This is a genomic window from Nocardia sp. NPDC060255 (assembly GCF_042727395.1).
GTDB lineage: Bacteria > Actinomycetota > Actinomycetes > Mycobacteriales > Mycobacteriaceae > Nocardia.
In genome coordinates, this window is the sequence record NZ_JBHXAU010000014.1 from 145083 (window position 1) to 162894 (window position 17812).

Annotated in this window: 19 protein-coding genes; 13 read left to right on the top strand and 6 right to left on the bottom strand. The window is 66.6% G+C overall.

From position 1 onward, the window contains the following. Window positions 1-4 precede the first annotated feature (4 nt). The 6 genes from ACFWF1_RS25205 (at window position 5) to ACFWF1_RS25230 (ending at window position 6572) form a co-directional block, all read left to right on the top strand. Window positions 5-493 (top strand): flavin reductase family protein, encoded by a 489-nt coding sequence (locus ACFWF1_RS25205; RefSeq protein ID WP_379289867.1) that lies wholly within the window; start codon window positions 5-7, stop codon window positions 491-493. Next, window positions 490-1764: an acyl-CoA dehydrogenase family protein gene (locus ACFWF1_RS25210; RefSeq protein WP_379289869.1), complete on the top strand. Its 1275-nt coding sequence runs from the start codon at window positions 490-492 to the stop codon at window positions 1762-1764. Before ACFWF1_RS25205 ends, ACFWF1_RS25210 begins: the two co-directional genes overlap by 4 nt. Beyond that, window positions 1761-3149: an aldehyde dehydrogenase family protein gene (locus ACFWF1_RS25215; RefSeq protein ID WP_379289871.1), complete on the top strand. Its 1389-nt coding sequence runs from the start codon at window positions 1761-1763 to the stop codon at window positions 3147-3149. The genes ACFWF1_RS25210 and ACFWF1_RS25215 overlap by 4 nt, the downstream gene beginning before the upstream one ends. Further along, window positions 3146-4291, top strand: a complete 1146-nt coding sequence (locus tag ACFWF1_RS25220; protein WP_379289872.1) for an FAD-dependent oxidoreductase — start codon at window positions 3146-3148, stop codon at window positions 4289-4291. The genes ACFWF1_RS25215 and ACFWF1_RS25220 overlap by 4 nt, the downstream gene beginning before the upstream one ends. Beyond that, complete coding sequence (locus tag ACFWF1_RS25225) at window positions 4288-5706, top strand: aldehyde dehydrogenase family protein (RefSeq protein ID WP_379289874.1); 1419 nt, start codon at window positions 4288-4290, stop codon at window positions 5704-5706. Before ACFWF1_RS25220 ends, ACFWF1_RS25225 begins: the two co-directional genes overlap by 4 nt. Before the next feature lie 281 nt (window positions 5707-5987). Continuing rightward, a complete protein-coding gene (locus ACFWF1_RS25230) occupies window positions 5988-6572 on the top strand; it encodes a hypothetical protein (RefSeq protein WP_379289876.1) in 585 nt (194 codons plus the stop codon). 63 nt (window positions 6573-6635) lie between these two features. Here ACFWF1_RS25230 and ACFWF1_RS25235 read toward each other — a convergent pair whose 3' ends face one another. The 6 genes from ACFWF1_RS25235 to ACFWF1_RS25260 form a co-directional block, all read right to left on the bottom strand. Continuing rightward, a complete protein-coding gene (locus ACFWF1_RS25235; protein WP_379289878.1) occupies window positions 6636-7241 on the bottom strand; it encodes a hypothetical protein in 606 nt (201 codons plus the stop codon). A gap of 255 nt (window positions 7242-7496) precedes the next feature. Beyond that, window positions 7497-7742: a hypothetical protein gene (locus tag ACFWF1_RS25240; RefSeq protein ID WP_379289880.1), complete on the bottom strand. Its 246-nt coding sequence runs from the start codon at window positions 7740-7742 to the stop codon at window positions 7497-7499. A gap of 60 nt (window positions 7743-7802) precedes the next feature. Next, window positions 7803-8390 (bottom strand): neocarzinostatin apoprotein domain-containing protein, encoded by a 588-nt coding sequence (locus tag ACFWF1_RS25245; protein WP_379289882.1) that lies wholly within the window; start codon window positions 8388-8390, stop codon window positions 7803-7805. 5 nt (window positions 8391-8395) lie between these two features. After that, window positions 8396-8815, bottom strand: coding sequence for a neocarzinostatin apoprotein domain-containing protein (locus ACFWF1_RS25250; RefSeq protein WP_379289884.1), 420 nt, complete (start codon window positions 8813-8815; stop codon window positions 8396-8398). Continuing rightward, complete coding sequence (locus ACFWF1_RS25255) at window positions 8812-9399, bottom strand: neocarzinostatin apoprotein domain-containing protein (protein WP_379289886.1); 588 nt, start codon at window positions 9397-9399, stop codon at window positions 8812-8814. Before ACFWF1_RS25255 ends, ACFWF1_RS25250 begins: the two co-directional genes overlap by 4 nt. A 26-nt stretch (window positions 9400-9425) precedes the next feature. Then, complete coding sequence (locus tag ACFWF1_RS25260) at window positions 9426-10499, bottom strand: hypothetical protein (RefSeq protein WP_379289888.1); 1074 nt, start codon at window positions 10497-10499, stop codon at window positions 9426-9428. Window positions 10500-10889: 390 nt separating this feature from the next. On the opposite strand from ACFWF1_RS25260, the gene ACFWF1_RS25265 reads away from it, so the two are divergent. Genes ACFWF1_RS25265 through ACFWF1_RS25295 form a run of 7 tightly spaced genes read left to right on the top strand, consistent with a single transcriptional unit; the run spans window position 10890 to window position 17795 of the window. Next, on the top strand, window positions 10890-12503 hold the full coding sequence (locus ACFWF1_RS25265; RefSeq protein WP_379289890.1) for a nitrilase-related carbon-nitrogen hydrolase: 1614 nt from the start codon (window positions 10890-10892) through the stop codon (window positions 12501-12503). Window positions 12504-12523: 20 nt separating this feature from the next. Further along, a complete protein-coding gene (locus ACFWF1_RS25270; protein ID WP_379289892.1) occupies window positions 12524-13342 on the top strand; it encodes an oxidoreductase in 819 nt (272 codons plus the stop codon). Beyond that, window positions 13339-14304: an alpha/beta hydrolase family protein gene (locus tag ACFWF1_RS25275; protein ID WP_379289894.1), complete on the top strand. Its 966-nt coding sequence runs from the start codon at window positions 13339-13341 to the stop codon at window positions 14302-14304. Before ACFWF1_RS25270 ends, ACFWF1_RS25275 begins: the two co-directional genes overlap by 4 nt. Further along, window positions 14298-15419 carry a Rieske 2Fe-2S domain-containing protein gene (locus ACFWF1_RS25280; protein WP_379289896.1) on the top strand — a complete coding sequence of 374 codons (1122 nt, stop codon included), beginning with the start codon at window positions 14298-14300 and terminating at the stop codon, window positions 15417-15419. Before ACFWF1_RS25275 ends, ACFWF1_RS25280 begins: the two co-directional genes overlap by 7 nt. Then, entirely contained in the window at window positions 15416-16105 is a 690-nt protein-coding gene (locus ACFWF1_RS25285; RefSeq protein WP_379289898.1) for a hypothetical protein, read from the top strand. The genes ACFWF1_RS25280 and ACFWF1_RS25285 overlap by 4 nt, the downstream gene beginning before the upstream one ends. Continuing rightward, window positions 16102-17016 carry a hypothetical protein gene (locus ACFWF1_RS25290; RefSeq protein ID WP_379289900.1) on the top strand — a complete coding sequence of 305 codons (915 nt, stop codon included), beginning with the start codon at window positions 16102-16104 and terminating at the stop codon, window positions 17014-17016. The genes ACFWF1_RS25285 and ACFWF1_RS25290 overlap by 4 nt, the downstream gene beginning before the upstream one ends. After that, window positions 17013-17795, top strand: a complete 783-nt coding sequence (locus ACFWF1_RS25295; protein WP_379289902.1) for an SDR family oxidoreductase — start codon at window positions 17013-17015, stop codon at window positions 17793-17795. The genes ACFWF1_RS25290 and ACFWF1_RS25295 overlap by 4 nt, the downstream gene beginning before the upstream one ends. Window positions 17796-17812 lie beyond the last annotated feature (17 nt).

Consider the following 17812-nt stretch of genomic DNA (forward strand, 5'->3'; position numbering starts at 1 on the left):
TGCGGTGGAACCCAACCAGCTCCGAGCGGTGCTCGCCCAATGGGCCAGCGGAGTCGTGGTCGTCACCACCCTCCGGGCCGATGGCGGCAGGCACGGCATGACGGCCAGTTCGTTCACCAGTGTGTCCCTGGAGCCACCGCTGATCTCGGTATGCCTGCTCTCCGTCAGCACGACGTGCCGAATGATCTGCGCGAGCGGTGTTTTCGCGGCCAACATGCTCGGGCACGATCAGCAGGCCATCGGCAGGCGCTTCGCGTCCACCGTGTGGAACGCGGCGACAGATCGCTTCGCCGCCGGACACTGGGACACCGCGAGCACCGGCGCCGCGGTGCTGACCGACGCCGTCGCGTGGCTCGATTGCGCACTCACCGCCTGCTACCCGGCGGGCGACCACACCATCGTCGTCGGCGCGGTGCGCGCCGCCGCCACCCCGCGGCCCATCGCGCCGCTCATCTACCACGACCGCGCATACCACGAGGGGACAGTCCGATGATCGGTGAACGGCTCGTCGAAGATATGACCGAGGCCGAACGCGAACGCGCGCAACGGGTCGATGCCGTACTACCCGACCTCCGTGCCGCCGCCGAAGAAGCCGATCGGCTGGGCGTCTTTCCACCCACCCACGTCGAACTGCTGCGGGAGGCAGGGCTGCTGGGGTTGGTGGTGCCCGAGAAGTTCGGTGGCCTCGGCGGGACGCTCCGGGATCTCGCGGCGGCCACCTATGCCATGGGCACCGCGTGTCCCTCCACCGCGCTGGCGTTCTTCTTCCACAACACCAGCGCCTCGCGCGGCCTGCTTCCGCTGGAAGCGATCGACGCGGGTCTGTTCACCGCCGAGGAGATCCCCATCGTGCGGGCCTTCGCCGAGAAGGTCCTCACCCGGATGGCCGAAGGCAGCTGGCTGGCGAACTTCGCCTCCGAAGCGATCAAGACCGCCGCAGCGAACATCACCATCGCCACCACCGCCCGCAGGGTCGACGGCGGCTGGATCCTGCAGGGCGAGAAGTCTTTCGGCTGCGCGACCGGTGTGGCCGACTACTACCTCACCTCGGCCAAGCTAGCGGGTTACGACACCGCAGAAGGTTTGGCGACCTTCTTCGTCCCCAGGGACGCGCCCGGCGTCAGCGTGCGCGCTCCATGGGACGGACTCGGCATGCGCGCCACCGCCAACAACGGCATCCGGTTGGACGAGGTCTTCATCCCACAGGACGAAGCCTTGGCAGTGCCCGGCGCGTTCACGAAGATGCTCACCATGAGCAGAGGCAGTTTCGTTGGCAACCAACTCGCCATCGCGGCGGTCTACACCGGCTGCGCACAGAACGTCTACGACGAGATGCTGGCGACCACCACCGCGAAAACCTTCGCCGACACCGGCGATCCGATCGCGTCCTCGCCCGTCCACCAGGTGCTCATCGGCGAGATGACCAGGCAATTGCAGACCGCCTACCTCTGGTTGCGTTATCAGCTGACCGTGGAGACCGCAGAGCCGCCGTTCAAACCCAAGCCGGAGGTGTTCACCCAGTGGCGCCTCGGCAAGGGTGCGGTGACCGAGGCCTGCTTCCAGGTCGCGCTCGGCGCCTTCAAGGCGGGCGGCACCTCGGCCGCGGCGATGAGCGGAGTGGCGGGGCGCGCGCTGCGCGATCTGGCGATGGGCCTGGTGATGACGTTCCCCGCCGAACGCGGCATGCTCGAGGTGGCCCGCATCGTCACCGACGCCAAGGCGAACGAATTGTTCGCCACCGCACCGGCGCAGGCGGGCCGATGAGCACCGAACTACCTGCCAGCACCGACCTGATCGACGGCGAATGGGGCATGCCGACGGTGGATCTCGGTGTCGCACTGGAGGATCCGGCCACCGGGCGGCCCGTGGCCAGAGCTGTCGCCACCAGTAGCGCCCGCGTCGAGCGGGCACTCACGGTCGCCGACAGCGCATCCGGCCGGATCGAACCCGCGATGCTCGACGCGATCGCCACCGACCTGGACGCGCGGTTGCCATGGATCGCGGAGCTGGATGCCCGTGCGACCGGTGTCCCGATCGTCCAGACCGCCTTGCTCGGCGCGATCGTCGCGGGCTCGTTCCGCCTCGCGGCCGAACAGATCCGAGCCGGAGCACTGCTTCGAGACCAGGACGGTGTCGAGGTGCATCGGCTCCCGCTCGGCCCCGCGCTGTGCCTGGTTCCGTGGAACGCGCCCGCCCCGATGGCCGCGCACAAGGTGGCCAACGCGCTCGCAGCGGGTTGTCCAGTGATCCTGAAGGTCAGCGAATTGGCCCCCTACAGCTCGGTGGTGCTGGCCGAGGCGATCGCCGAACACGTACCGGACGGGATGTTTCAGCTGGTCCAGGGCGGCGCGAAAGTCGGTGCGCAACTTGTCGCCGCGTCGCGGATCAAGGCGGTCTCGTTCACCGGAGGTCTCGCCGGCGGGCGATCCGTCGCCACCGCGTCGGCCGCGATGTTCCGCCCGTGCCAGCTCGAGCTGGGCGGGAACAATCCGCTCGTGGTGCTGCCCGATGCCGACACCGACACCGCCGCACGGATGGCCGCCGAACTGCTGACCACCTTGAACGGCCAATGGTGCCGGGCACTCGGCAGATTGATCCTGCCCGAGGACCGGGCAGCCGAACTCATCGAGGCGATCGGAAAGCGACTCGCCGCATTGCGGGTCGGGCCACCGCTCGATCCGCTGACCGAGTTCGGTCCGCTGGTGCACTCGAATCACGTTCAGCACGTGCGATCTTCCTTCGCGGGCCGCGATGTGCGTCGCTGCACCGAAGTGCCGGAGACCGGAAACTATCTCGCCCCGGTACTCCTCGACGGCGATCTACGTGACGAAGTGTTCGGGCCGGTGGCAGGAATTGCCCGCTACCGCCACATCGAGGAGGCAGTCACGCTGGCCAATGCCGTCCCCTACGGCCTGGAGGCCTACGTCTGCGGCGCCGACGACCAGCGGGCGCTCGGCGTCGCTCGTCAGATCCGCGCCGGCGAAGTCAAGGTGAACGGTTCCTCGATCATGAGCCTGCACCTGATGACACCGCGCCCCGCGTGGGGTCTATCCGGTCTCGGCGAAGAAGGGACAGCGGAGACGCTGCGGTTCTTCACCGGGGCGCGCGTCGTCGGCGTCGAAGGACGCTTCGCCCTGCACACGTCATGAGCGCGCCGACCGTCATCGTGGCCGGTGCCGGACCGGTCGGGCTCACCGCCGCGCTGACACTGGCGCGCCGCGGCATCTCGGTCACCGTGCTGGAGCAGGGCGACGAACTGGCCACTGAATCGCGGGCCTCCACCTTTCATCCGCCGACCCTGGAAATGCTGCGCGACCTCGGTGTCCTGGATCCGTTGCTGCACAAGGGAATCGTCGCCTCGACCTTCCAGTACCGCGACCGTGGCGGCGGCGAGATCGCCACGCTCGACCTCGCCGTACTGGCGGAGGACACCCCGTTCCCGTTCCGGGTGCAATGCGAGCAGAGCAAGCTCACCCCGATCCTGCTCGACGCCCTCGGCGCCGCCGATGTGCGTTTCGGCTACCGAGTCGACGGATTGCTCAGCACCGGCGACGCGGTGGTGCTGAACACCCCCAAGGGTCCGATACGGGCGAATTGGGTGATCGGCGCCGACGGCGCGCACTCTGCCGTCCGGCGCGGCCTCGGCCTCGAATTCGGCGGCAGCACCTATCCGGAACGTTTCCTCGTCGCCTCGGTCGAGGAAGATCTCGCCGCCGAATTGCCCGGCATCGCACCGATCAACTACATCTTCGATCCTGACGAATGGCTGGTGCTACTCCGCACACCCGAGCACTGGCGGGTGCTGCTGCCGACCCCCACCGAGACCGAAGACGACGACGAAATACGCAGGCTGCCAGACCGTTTGGTGGCGGTCGCCGATCTGGGCAGACCATGGCGGGTGGCACACGCTTCGCTGTACCGGGTGCACCAGCGGGTCGCCGACCGATTCCGCTGCGGCCGGGTGCTGCTCATGGGCGACGCCGCACACGTCAACAACCCGCTCGGTGGGATGGGCATGAACAGCGGCATGCACGATGCCGTCCAAATCGCGACCGCGTTGGCCGATGTGCTCGAGGGCGGCCCCGATTCACGACTCGACGAGGTCGTGGCGCACCGGCGTGTCGTCGCCGTCGAGCACGTGCAACGAACCAGCCACGACAACTGGAACCGCCTGCGCGGTCACGATCCAGGCCGCCGCGAGCGGCTACGCCGACTGGCCGCCGACCCAGTCGCGGCCCGCGCGTACCTGCGCCGTGCCTGCCTGCTCGACTCACTGGAGATCCGGCCGTGAGAATCGAACGCGAGAACCCGGCCCATCCGCAGGACATCGTCGGTGCGGTGACCGCAACACCACCTGATGCGGTCGACGCCGTCGTGCGCAACGCGCACCGAGACTTTCACGAGTGGTCACAACAGCCGATCGAAACCCGGCTCACCGCGCTCGCTCGTGCTGCGGACGCGCTCGATGCCCGTGTTGCCGAGTTGGCGGCGCTACTGGCACGAGAGACCGGCAAGCCGGTCACCGACTGCCGCGGCGAGATCGGCTTCGCCGCGACATACCTGCGCTGGGTCCGCGGGCACGCGGCAGAAGTATTGCGCGGACACAGCACCGACAACGCACACGGACGAATCACGCTGTCGCCGCGACCTTTCGGCGTGGTCGCCGCGATCACTCCGTGGAACGCGCCGATCATTCTCGCCATGCTCAAGCTAGGTCCCGCGCTCGCCGCCGGGAACGCGGTCGTGCTCAAACCCTCACCGCTGGCACCGCTTACCGTATCCGCGGCGGCCGAGTTGCTCCCTGCCACCACGGTGATGCACGGCGGCCCGGATACCGTGCGCGCGCTCGTCACGCACCCGCTGGTGCGCAAGGTCGCCTTCACCGGTGGCGAACAAGCGGGCGGCGCGATCGCCGCAGCCGCAGGCGAAGCCCGCACGCCGGTCCTGCTCGAGCTCGGCGGTAACGACCCGGCCATATTCCTCGACGACTTCGCATTGTCGCCCACTGATTTCGAGCGGCTGGTTCTCGCGTCCTTCGCTACGTCCGGACAGGTGTGCATGGCCGCGAAGCGGCTGTACGTGCCCGAGCATCGGCTCACCGAGTTCGTCGACGCGTATATCGCTGCCGCACAACGCATCCTGATCGTCGGCGAACCACTGGACGAGACAGTCACCATGGGCCCGGTGGTCACCCGCGCCGCCGCCGAACGTATAGCAGGACTCGTCACCGACGCGAGGGACCGGGGCGCGCTGATCATCCCGCTCGCCGCCGCCCCGACCAGCGATGGCTACTTTCTCGACCCGATACTCGCGCTCAATGTGCCCGACGACGCCGACCTGGTCCGCAGGGAACAGTTCGGCCCGGCCGTGCCGATTTCGACCTATCGCGATGAGTACGAAGTACTAACTCGCGCAAATGATTCCGAGCTCGGTCTGGCAGCCTCGGTCTGGTCGGCCGACGAGGATCGCGCGTTCGCCGTCGCCGCACGCCTCGAAGCGGGCTTCACCTTCATCAACACCCACAACCGCACCGGCATGTCGCTCGACGCCCCCTTCGGCGGAATCAAGAACAGCGGCTTCGGCCGCGAATTCGCCGATGAAGGCTTGCTCGAATACGTCCAAACGACAGTGACCCACGCGCCCGGTGTCTTCCGCGCAGGTGGCGCCGGATCAGCAGCCGGTTCATATCCTGTTGCGTCACAGTAATTTCCGACGCGTGGGCGTTCCGTGCCGAACACCACGATCCGAACAAAGTCCCACTAACAAGGCATAATTCGCATTCCCGACCGAATTGGGTCGGGGCAACTGGAACTCTATGAATTCGGCTGCCAACCGCTACTCCTCCAGGTAGCGTCTCGCGTCGGCCAACCGACAGCGAGGAACACTCTGTGACCGGATCTGAGAACGAGCCACCATCTTTCGCCCCGGCTACACCGCCACCATTCCCGGACGTTCAGCCCGCTAGACGACGAATCGGACGCCGCAAGTTGGCCGCTATCGCAGGCGCGCTGCCGCTCGGTGCTGTCGCTATCGGCTCGACCAATTTCCTCCGCAACGCCGGAGACGCCCAATCCGCCGCGGCTCAGGCAACCACAACGAGCACGACAACCGCCACCGCCACCACCGCCGGCACAATCACCACCCAGAGCAAACCAGCGGCCGACCTCGCCCCGGAAATAGCCCGGATCGGCAGCCGCCACATCGCCGCCCTACACTCTATCCACCTGTACATACATCACGCGTGGACCTACGATCCGCAGTCTCTGGACGACTATTTCTCTGGCGCAATCGCGTCGACGACCGGCGCATATCGTCAGCAGTTGATCGACACCCAACAGGCGACCCGCGATTATCTACTCGTGACCAAAAGCCGTAGCGAAGTGCTCGAATTCAACTGCGGATTGCGGGCCATCACCGGCACGACCGCCCTCGGCATCGGATATGTCAAACAATCCGCAACCAGCGAACTCATCACCGCCCCAGGTGTTTCCGTAATCGCCACCATCGTGACCGCGGAAGAGCAGCCCGACGGCCGCTGGCTGATCAGCGATCTCCAACGCGTTTCGACATAAGCGTCCGGCGCACGATCCTGGCGCAGTTGTGTTTGGGATCTGGCATAGAACCGCTGTGGCCGTTCACCGGTTCGGCGGCTGGATCGTGACCACACGACTCGTTGGATCGCCCAGGCCGAGCCAACCCGCAGCCGGCGGCGGCCCGCACCATTTGCGACCGTCATCTTCGGTCCATTGGCAACCTTCAGGCTCGCCACCGTCGAGGTCTATATCGAGGAAGTTCGACGCCTGCCATCGAGCAGACGTCGCAAAGCCGGTCGGCATCGGATTTAGTGGCGGCAGCCAAGAGACGTGGGAGTTGTAGAGGTCGGCCCACCGCCCTCCGAATTTTCCCCTGGCAGTGCTGTACCGTACGCACAGCGCCAATTCAGTGTCGATCCAGCACTCGTCGACCGTGATTTGCGAATGTGGCTGCTTCGCAAGGAAGACGAAATTCTCGGCGACAGCAATAGCCCACCGGCGGAACGGCTCGAATATGAGGTCAGAGAATATCGGATCCTCCGGCCCTGGCTCGACCTCCCCTCTCGGCCATCGAGGAAAGACGGGCCCAGAGGAGTCGCTGTTGGCTAGCACCACACGTACGGTGCTCGTGCCGTCGGAGGCCGCATGTTGATCCAGCTCGGGCTGGTCGTCGCTGCTGTCGGGGACCCGCCCGGTACCGGGGTTCACCGGCATAGGCGAATGACGCCCTTCCTGGAGGAGAAGTTCACGCGTTCACTGTATCGGTTTGCAGCACACAGAACTGAGCGGCCTGACTACAGGTCTCACCGCCACTTGATCGCTGGCGACCACCGCCAGTTGACAGTTCCTGCTGGCCGCGGCCGACGCCGACACCACCTACACCCATAAGCGCCCGACTGCTATGAAAGGTGCACGTACCGGTTGGTGTCGGGGTCGAATGTCATTGCTTGCCAACGCTGTCCTTCACCTGCGAACAGCGCGCCCAACGCCAGCGACACCGATACTGGTCCACTGGGAAAGACCGCGTGGCGTCCGGTACGTGCCATAGGAGACCAACGGGTCGAGTTCGTCCAGTGCCACCGTGAGGGCGGGGATGTGTGGCATTGCCCGGTCAAGCGCGGACAGTAGTTCGCGGGCTTGTTTCGCATCGGCTTGCTCGTGGAACTTCATCAAGACGACATGGGTGAGTACGCGTTCCGGGGTGGTCATCGAGAATCTCCGATCAGCCGGACGGCTCGGGAGGCCGCGCATCCCGAGCCGTCCACGCTCTCAACGGTTTCGGGCGCGGCGACGCAACGCGACGAAGAGTGCGGCCGCGACGAGGCCTACGGCAACCACGCCGATACCGACGATAGCGAAGGTGTTGTTGTTGTCGGAGTCGGCGGTGTCGGCTGAATTGCTAGCGGCGGCTGCGGGTTTCGGGGTTGTCGCGGCGGGACCGAAGGTCAACGGTACCGAGGCGATGATCTCGGTCGCGTTGGTCAGGCTGGTGACGCTGATCGTGCAGGCGCCGGGTGCCGCGGTGCAGTCGCTGCCGCCGACGTCGGCAACCAGGGTGATAGCCCGTTTGTCCCCGTTGGGTTGCCAACTCCCCGCACCGTCGGCGGCGCCGAGCATCGAACCGGGCAGGTTGCAGTCCGCCGGACCCGTGATCTGGGGCTTGCACTGGCCGATGGCTACTGCTGGCATATTTGCGGGCAAACCGGTCAAGGTTACCGTAATTGTTTGTCCCACAGTAAGTCCCGTGGACTGGCTGACTTGCAGGGCAGGTGCGGCTGATGCTGCGGGCGCTGCCCCGAGGAGTCCGACCATGCCGAATGCCACGAGGACCGCCGCGCGTGTTCCGAATAATCTCATTGTGCTTACCCGAATGCCAGTGGAGTGGCGAGCAGGACATTGCCCGGGTCGTTCAGGCTGGTCACGGCGATGACGCAGGCGCCGGCCGCCGCGGTGCAGTCCGCCCCGCCGATCGAACCGACCAGGGTGATCGCAGTGCCGCCACCACTGGATCGCCACGTGCCCTGCGCATCGGCCCGGCCGAGCAAGCTGCCGGGCAGATTGCAGTCCGTTGGGCCGGCGATCTGAGCCTTGCACTGCCCCACGGCGACCGAACCGAGGTCGGCGCCCAATCCGTCCAGTGTCACCGAAATGGCCTGCCCGGCAACAACTCCGCTCGTCTGGCTGAGTTGCAGGTTCGGCGCGGCCGCCGCCGTCCCCGCGCCCGACACCGCGGCGACCGCGACGGCCCCGCATATCCCGAGCTGAATAGCGATGTGCTTCATATCTTTTCTCCTGTTGGGTTTCTCAACCGCCGCCGGTCGACGAAGGTGACTCCGGCGACGAATACGAGCAGTCCGAAGGTTGCCGCCCACAGCACAGTCGACGGCCCTTCGGTATCAGTGTCCGAACGCGTCGCGATGACCGGTGCTGCTGGCGCACCGGCCGCAGGCAGCCGCGAGCCCGTGAAAACTATCTGCACCGCTGCGGAATTCGCCGCGATCACCGCGGGCGGTTCGGTGCCGGGCAGCGGCGCGGCGGCAATCACACACTGCCGCTCGGTGCAGTCGATGTTGTGGAATCGGTGGTGCGCGACCAAGGTCAGCGGGCCGAAGGTACCGTCCGCGCCGATATTGACGAAGGTGGCACCACCGTCCAGGTCGCAGTCCTTCAGCCCGTTGCTGAAGCCCTGCCTGCACATGCCGACCGCGACAGCGGCGAGCCCCGCTCGAAAGCCGCTACCACTAACGGTGACTCGCTGACCATCGGTGAGCTCGGTCGTGGCGCCGACCTGCAGCACCGCGGGCTCATCCGCAAAAGCCGCTGCCGGACAACTCAATAGGCAGCAGGCCAGGACCACAGTCGCCACAACCCGAGCGAATGCGCGGAAGCTTCTCACTGTCTGCCTCTTTCGATCGATGAGCCGCCGGCGTCCGGCCGCGGTTGTCGGCCAGGCCTGCTGAACAGCAATACCGCGATCAGTACGCATCCGGCGAGTACGCTCAGCGCCGACCCGGTGCCGACGAGACGGCCGAGCAGATCGACCAACCCCAGTCCGGCGATGCCGGTGATGGCCACGACAATGGCGCCAACGGCGGCGGTTACACCCTTATCTCTATGCGGTACGGACGCCCATATCGCCTCGTCGAGTGCCGCCACCGCACGGGCCGCGGCCAGCATGATCACCGCCAACCCGATCGTCAACGTCACCGGACCCGGTGCGGTCGCGACGAGCAGCGCCCCACCAGCCGCCAGAACTACCAGCACAGGGACTCCGGCCTGCTTACGCCCTGGGAACACGACCGCTACTGCGGCGGGTGCGGCCGCGAAGAGTAACCAGGTGAGTTGCTCGACCCCGAATTCGTTCCACCGGAACAGCAGTAGGTGCAGCGCGGGCAGCACAGTCCCGCCGACCGCGAGTCCCGTTTCGGCGTATCCCGCGAGGATCGTGCGAGCCGGGATGCCGAACCTCATGGGCTGGGCAGGCGAGTTCGAGTCGACGCCGCGACGTCCGAGCAGCCCGGCACTCGCACCGAAGAAGGCGGTCAGCACACCGGCGATGATCAAACCCGTGCCCGGTTCCTCGTAGTAGCGGCCACCAAGCCACGCGGCTGCGGCCACACCTGTCACGGCCGCGGCGTTTCCGAATACCGAGCTCGCACCCCCGAGATCGGCAGCGAGTGCCCGACCGGCGACCAGCAGCGGACCGACCGCCGCGCCGGCCAGCAGTATCGCGATGGTGAACACCGCGACCGTATCTGCCACACCGGCGACGAGAATTGCGAGTCCTGCGAGAACTCCACTCGCACTGGCTATTTGGAGCGACAGTCGGATTCGCCATACGCACAGCAACGCAGTCGCCGTGCCGAGTACCGCAGCGGCGAGCGCCAGATAACCGAGCACCGAACCGGGCACGCCGACCACGCCACCGAACGGCTTGCCGAGCAAGACCAACTGCCCGCCTGCCACCGGCCCGGCCGTAGCAGCGCAGAGTGCCACCGCCGCGGTTGCCGCGATCCGGCGCCTATGTGGTCGCGTTCGGCACGTTGCGCCGTCGTTGCGGGTCGGTGTGGTCCACCAGGATCCGCCTCCCGCGCGATCGAGGGATGAGCGATGTCTCGTCATCCACAACCTCCGCTCGCGTTCCACTGAGGGAAACGCAGTTTCACGATTGCCATATTGAACCCGCGGCACCGACCAGTGTCAAGGCGGACGGAACCGGCGACGCTGCCACCGATTACGGCTGCGTGAAATGTCAAGCCGCCCCTGGACAGATCCTTTGTCCGGGTACAGAATCGACATCATCTTGGAAACGGTGTTTCTTCATACGAAACACGATGAGTGGGAAGGGTCCGCATCATGACCCGAGTCGCGGCCGCGCAGCTCGCCGCGGGAACCGATGTCGCGGTCAACCTCGACGCCTGTCTCCGGATGATCGACGCGGCCGCCTCGGTGGGGGCCGAGCTGGTCGTTCTTCCCGAGTTCTGTAACCATCTATCTTGGTACGAGGACCGTGTGCACGCGCACCGAATGGCATGCACCATCGGCGATACGTTCCTCACCGCGATCGGGCAGCGGGCGCGACGGCACCGGATCTACGTGAAGATCGGCGTCACGCTCGCCCGCGCCCGCGGTCGCACCACCGGCACCGGCCTGCTGTTCGGGCCCGGCGGCGACCTGCTCGGGGAATCCGACAAGCAGATCCTGATGGGCGCCGAGAACGACTACCTCGATGCGGGCCTGACCGATTCACCGGTCATCGCAACATCTTTGGGCCGGATCGGCATGTACGCCTGCATGGAAGGCGTCATCAACGAGGTGGCCCGGTCGCTGGTCGTGCGTGGAGCACAGCTGCTGCTCAACAGCCTCAATTCGTTCGCCATCGATGAGGCGAGCCTGCACATCCCGGTGCGGGCCGCGGAGAACAAGGTGTGGGTGGTAGCCGCGAACAAGGTCGGTCCGCTGTTGCCCGCCGAGCAGCTGCCGGCCGTCGCCGCGCGGCTCGGCGTGCCCGCGGATCGCTTGCACGGCGCGGGCGAGAGCCAGATCGTCGGCCCGGACGGCGTCGCGGTCGCGAAGGCGCCGGTCACCGGCGAGGCGATCGTGATCGCCGATATCGACGTCGCGCTGGCCGATGACAAACGCCGCCCCGACGGCACCGACATCCTGGCCGCCCGCAGACCCCGGCTCTACGGTCCGTTGGCCGGCGCACCACGCGAACGACGCGCGCCCGCCGGAGCCCCGACGCTGTCGACCGCGCTCTCGGTCGCCGACACCGCGATGCTGTCCGAGCTCGCGGCCGATGGCGTCGATCTCATCGTGCTGCCCGAACTGGCGGCCATACCGATTCCGGAAGTCATTCGGGCGCTGCACAATACGACCGCGCATGCGGTGCTGAGCGTGCGATCCGGCGGCGCCCATCACGGCGTGCTCGTCGATGCCGACGGAGTAGTCGGCTATCAGCCGCAACTGCATCCGACCGAACGCCATCCATGGTTGACCGAACCGGGCGACAAGCTGACCGTCTTCGATATGCCCTGGGGTCGAATGGCCATCGTGGTCGGCGACGACGCGGTGTTCCCGGAGAGCTTCCGGCTGGCCGCGATTCAGGACGTCGACGTGGCCGCTGTGCCCTGCTCCCCTGCCGAACCATGGGAACTGTCGCTCGGCCTGGCCGAACGAGCAGCGGAGAACCGGCTCAACGTCCTGGCCGCGGGCAGCGACGAACACGGTGGCCTGCTCGGCGCGATCTATGCGCTCAGCCCCGACTTCACGCTGTGGACCACATGGAGCGGGCCGTTCACCGGCCTGATCAGCCACCCGATCGTCACCGCTACCCCACCCGGTGCACGGACCGTGCGGGCAACCGTGCGGCCCGCACAGGCCAGCAACCGCAGCGTATCCAGAGGCACCGACCTGGTGGGTGGCCGCCCGCACCGGCCGCTGGATGCCATGACGACAGAGGCACAGTGACAACAGAACCCGGAGCGACGATGAGTGAAACCGTGCAACATGTCGAGCAGATGGTCGACACCACAGCCAGGACCGACGTCACCGAGACGTTCCAGGAATGGCGAGAGTTGTTGAGCGGGCTGAAAACCCGGATCGCCCAGCGATTCGAACTCACCAGAGACCCGTCGACAGCGGACCTGGAAAACTACGGGGACCCGGCCGCAGGCGCATCCGGCAGTCTGGCCGCCTACACCGGACCCGAGGTCGACTGGCTGGTGCATTCCTGGATCGGTGACCCCGCAACGGGTTTCGTCAATCTGCACCTGACCGTGTGGCTCGGGCCGCAGATCAATGTCCCGCATCTGGGCATCGCGTTGCTCTTGTGGCCGCAGGGCTGGTTCTACGTCGACGCGATCCCGCGCGGTGATCTGGTCGGCGACGGCGCCTACTTCGACAGCTTCTACGCCGAGAACGACGTGCCGTGGTTGGCGTTCAAGGAAGAACATCCCGATTTCGTCTGGTTCACCAGCCGTACCGGCTTCATCCGGTCCAGCCTGTCCCCCACCGCGTACTGCTACTCCTTCCCACCCGACCGGGCCAATCGCGATAGCGTCGCCGAACTGCTCACCGCGCGGGTCGAACAGTGGCTCGGCTGGGTCGACAACGCGACACCGGTACCCGCCGACGAGCAGGCCGGGTTGGCGGAGCGTGATCTGGCCGTCCGGCGCAATATCGCCGAGCGCGATCCCGCGAATGTCATGGGCGAGCGGATGTTCGGAGCCGAGCTCACCCAGCGTTTGGTGCGTGGCCTCTGGGGTGGCGACCGCGTCCTGGCCAGGCCGGTCGGCGGTGTGTCGTGAGCATCGTGCGCTCGCTCTGGTGGTCGGCGCGCACCGCGGGCGACGCGCCCTTCGATACCGCGCATCTGAAGGTGTACTACCCCGCGATCAGCACCGGCTCCGACGACGAACGGCTGTCCGGCGTCTTCGCGGCCGATCCGGCGGCCGCACCGTATCCGGTCGTGGTTTTCCTGTCCGGTGTCAATGTCGGCCAGGATTCCTATCGCCGGTTTGCCACCGCCATCGCCGCAACCGGTTTCGTGGTGGTGACTTTCGATCGGGTCGCCGAATTGTTCGGCGGCAGGCGGGGATTGACGGTCGGCGTCGACTTGGACGCGGCCCGGCCCGACGCCTACGGCACCCGCCCGACCTGCCCGACCATCGGCGCGATCCTCGGCACTCTCGTCGAATTGAACAGCGAGGGTCCGCTCAGCGGTGTGCTCGACCTGAACCGCGTCGCGCTCGGCGGACACTCGGCGGGCGGCACCGTGGTGCTCCAGTCCGCTCGCTTCTTCCCGTCGGTCCGCGCGGTTTTCGCTTGGGGCGCACACACGATGGTGGCGACCATGCTCGGCTGGCCCGCGGGCACGGTGCTACCCGCGCAGGTCGACTGCCCGGTGCTGCTCGGTGTCGGCACCAACGACGGCGTGATCAAAGGCAGTGCCGACCGTTACGGCGAAGACGGCGACAACCGCCCGGACCCGGTGGCCAGGACGTTCGCCGAAGCACTGCCGCCGGGCGAGCATCTGCTCGCGGTCATCCCGGAGGCCAACCACTTCGGGATCGCCGACGCCGATCCGACCGCGGCGCGCGCCTTCCTCGACGGCCCGGACGATGCGGACGCACTCGCGCCGTTCGCTCGACTGAGCTCTGCGTTCCTGCGCACCCACTTGTGTAGCTCGGCATCGGCCCGCGCTGAGATCGCCGAATTCATCGACGCGGGTGTGCTGCGACCTCAACTATCGGAGCACGAGCAATGCTGAAAAACTTCTGGTACGCACTGGAATTCGCCGACCAGGTCGGACGGACGCCGAAGCAGGTCACCTGTCTCGGCCAGGACTTCGTCCTGTATCGCACGACCGCGGGCGCGGTGGTGTGCCTGTCGGATCTGTGCGTGCACCGTGGTGGCGCGCTGTCGATGGGCACGGTCACCGGCGACTGTATCGCCTGTCCGTACCACGGCTGGCAGTACGACGCCGAGGGCGCGTGCGTTCGGATCCCCGCCAACTCCGAGGACCGGCTCATTCCGAAGAAGGCCCGCGTCGACGCCTATCCCACGCAGGAGCGTTACGGCATGGTCTGGGCCTTCCTCGGCGACCTGCCCGAACCGCAACGGCCACCGATACCGGACATCCCGGTGCACAACGATCCGGCCTTCCGGGTGGTGCAGTTCGAGATGGAGGTCGAGGCCAACTATGAACGGACCTTCGAGAACGTCGTCGACGCCTCGCATACGCCCTTCGTGCACGGCACCAGGTTCGGCAACCCGGACAAACCCGAGATCCCGAATTTCACTGTTCGCAAGGATGATTGGTCCGCGGAGGCCGATATCCAGCTCAGTCCACCGCCGCCGAGCGGACTGTGGGGATTGCTGTCCCGGAACAAGCCCCGCCCCGAGTTCGTGACGGTCACCAACGGCTGGTACCTGCCCAATGTGGTCAAGCTGCATATCCGGCTGCCCATCGGCGATCTGCTGCTCTACGACTTCAACATCCCGCTCTCGCAGGACCGCACCCTGATCAAGATCCTCGGCTACCGCAACTTCTTCACCGGCCGCTGGGCCGACGCCGACGCCCGCAAAAGAATCAAAGATATTCTGCTGCAGGACAAACCGGTGGTCGAATCGCAGCGACCCGAGCTGCTGCCGTTCGACCTCGCCGATGAGCTGCATGTGCGCAGCGACGCACTGCAGATCGCCTACCGGCGCAGGCGTACCCAGCTGATCAAAGACGGCTGGTGGCTCGGCGACGACGACATCATCACCGGCGACGGGCCGCGCCGCACCGCCACCGTCATCGCCTCACCCGCCCGCCGCGACAATCCCGAACTCGACCAGGCCTGGGTGCACAAGGCCCGCAACGGAGGAACACCACAATGAGCCTGCCCATCGAGCTCAGCGAACGCGTCCTCGGTCACCTGAGCACAGCCCTGGAACTCGTTCCAGCCGAGGATATCTCGTTGGCCGGCGCGATGTCACCGGATCCCGTCGGGAGGCTGCGGGTGTTACGCGGTGATCCGATCGACAAGCTCGTCACCGTCGATCTGGTGGTCCCGGCGATCGGCCTGGACAGCCACATGATCTTCGCCTTCACCCCGGCACACTCCGCGATCCCGCACTTCACCCTGGACTCGGTGCGGTCGGCGGAGTACCACGCCATGCACCTCGACCTCATCCCGCGGGCCGATCTCGCGGTCGACCTCGCCTATCTCGACGCCGCGTTCCTGCCGCTGACCCCGCTGCTGGAGGCGGCCTGGCAGATCGAGGGCGTGTCGGCGGCGGCGGTCGGCCCTCGGCAGCGGGCGATGATGTCGCCGTGGATGGTCGTGTGCCGAGCCACCGACTCCGCTTTCCGGACACTGAGCGGCACCGTTGACGCCTACCTGCAGCATTGGCTTGCGTTGGTGGACAAGGGAGTTCCCCCGGTCACCGGGGACACCGCGGCCCGCGACCGCGCCAATCGCGCGAACCTGTTCAGCCCGGCGGTGGACCCGGTGTGGGCCCAGGTGGGCCGGTTGCTCGGCGACGAGCAGACCGAGCGGGTGCGCGCGGAGTTGCTCGGATGACCGCGGCAGCACCGAGCCGATGGCAGCAGCGGATCGCCGGGGAATGGGTCGGCAGGCCATCGCTGTTCGCCGCCGACGGGGTGTGGCGTGGTTTCGAGGACATTCGCCGTTCTTCGGTATTCGCCGACGGCACAACGACTTACTACATGGACGGCGGGCTCACCGGCGGTGGTGAGCTCGCTGGGCGGTTCGCGCTCGGCGCGCCGTTCGCCTTCGGCGTGGTCGACTCCGACCGTGATCGGCTCTATACCGGTCCCGATTTCTACGGTGCGGGTAGACCTTACGGCGGCTTCGTCGACGCGCACTATTACGGCCCCGGCTGGCAAGTAGGTTTGAACACCTGGAACCAAACACTCGGCGACAGGCAGATCTACTCCTCGGTGCTCTATCAGGGACCGGCGATAGTCGGCGTGTTCAACGGTATCTATACCCGCGACCCAGATCTGACCGATGAACTGATCGATCATGAAACCCGTTGTGGTGCAACACCCTTCGTCCTGCCGACGAAAGACGACTGCCGCTATTCCGGCGACTGCGAGCTGTGGGGCGCCGACCAGCAGCACCGTGGCACCGTGCACATCGACCTCGAGAGCACCCCGCTGAGCCTGTTGACCGCCGAGCATCGCGTCACCTGGCGCGGCGCACTCGAACGCGATTATGAGGCAACGGTACGCCGCGATGGTGTCCGCTCGTTTCATGAAGGACCGGGCGCGTGGGGCAATGCCACTGCTTACGGCCGCGCCAACTACCCAGTACTACACCTGCTCGACGGCGGCAGAATCACCGGAAGAGAATTCATGCTGGATGCTGCACCAGGGATGGGTGCGGGCACCGAAATCGCCGTGGTCTACGAACTTTTCGAGCACAACAGCCTCAGCGCTGTCCTGCACGGGGTGCTGGTGCGCACATGACCGAACAGGCGAATCGAACAGTTGTCGTGACCGGCGGCACCCGTGGCATCGGACTCGGTATCACCCACGCGCTACTCGCCCGTGGTCATCGCGTCGCAGTGTGCGGCACCGATACCGAGCGGATCGACAAGCTGCGCACCGAACTCCCCGATGCCCTGCTGGTTCCCGCCGACGTCACCGATCGCGCTCAGCTGCAAGCACTCTGGGATGCCGCCGCAGCCCGCTTCGGCCGGATCGATGTCTGGATCAACAACGCAGGCATCACCCACACCCGCACCCCGGTCTGGGAGCTGCCCGCCGAGGAGGCTCGCCGCGTCGTCGCGACCAATCTCCTCGGTGCGATCAACGGCTCCGCTGTGGCGATCGCGGGCATGGCGGAACAGGGCCGCGGCCACGTCTGGAACATGGAAGGTCTCGGCAGCGACGGCCGCACAGTCCCCGGGCTGGCGATCTACGGCGCGAGCAAGCGCGCGCTGACCTACTTGACCGAGGCGTTGGCCAAAGAAGTCCCGCCGGGCGTCTCCGTCGGCCTGCTCAGTCCTGGCATGGTCGTCACCGATCTGCTGACCCATGGCTACGCTGACCCAGCGGAATTGGCCAAGGCGCGCAAGATATTCAACATCCTCGCCGACCGCGTCGATACCGTCGCGCCTTGGCTGGCCGAGCGCGCCGTCGCGCACCCGCGCAACGGCGCACATGTCCGTTGGCTGACCACGCCGAAGGTCATCGGCCGCTTCGTCGCTGCCCCGTTGCGGCGGCGCGACCTCTTCACCCAATGAAAACCGCGGCACCGGCT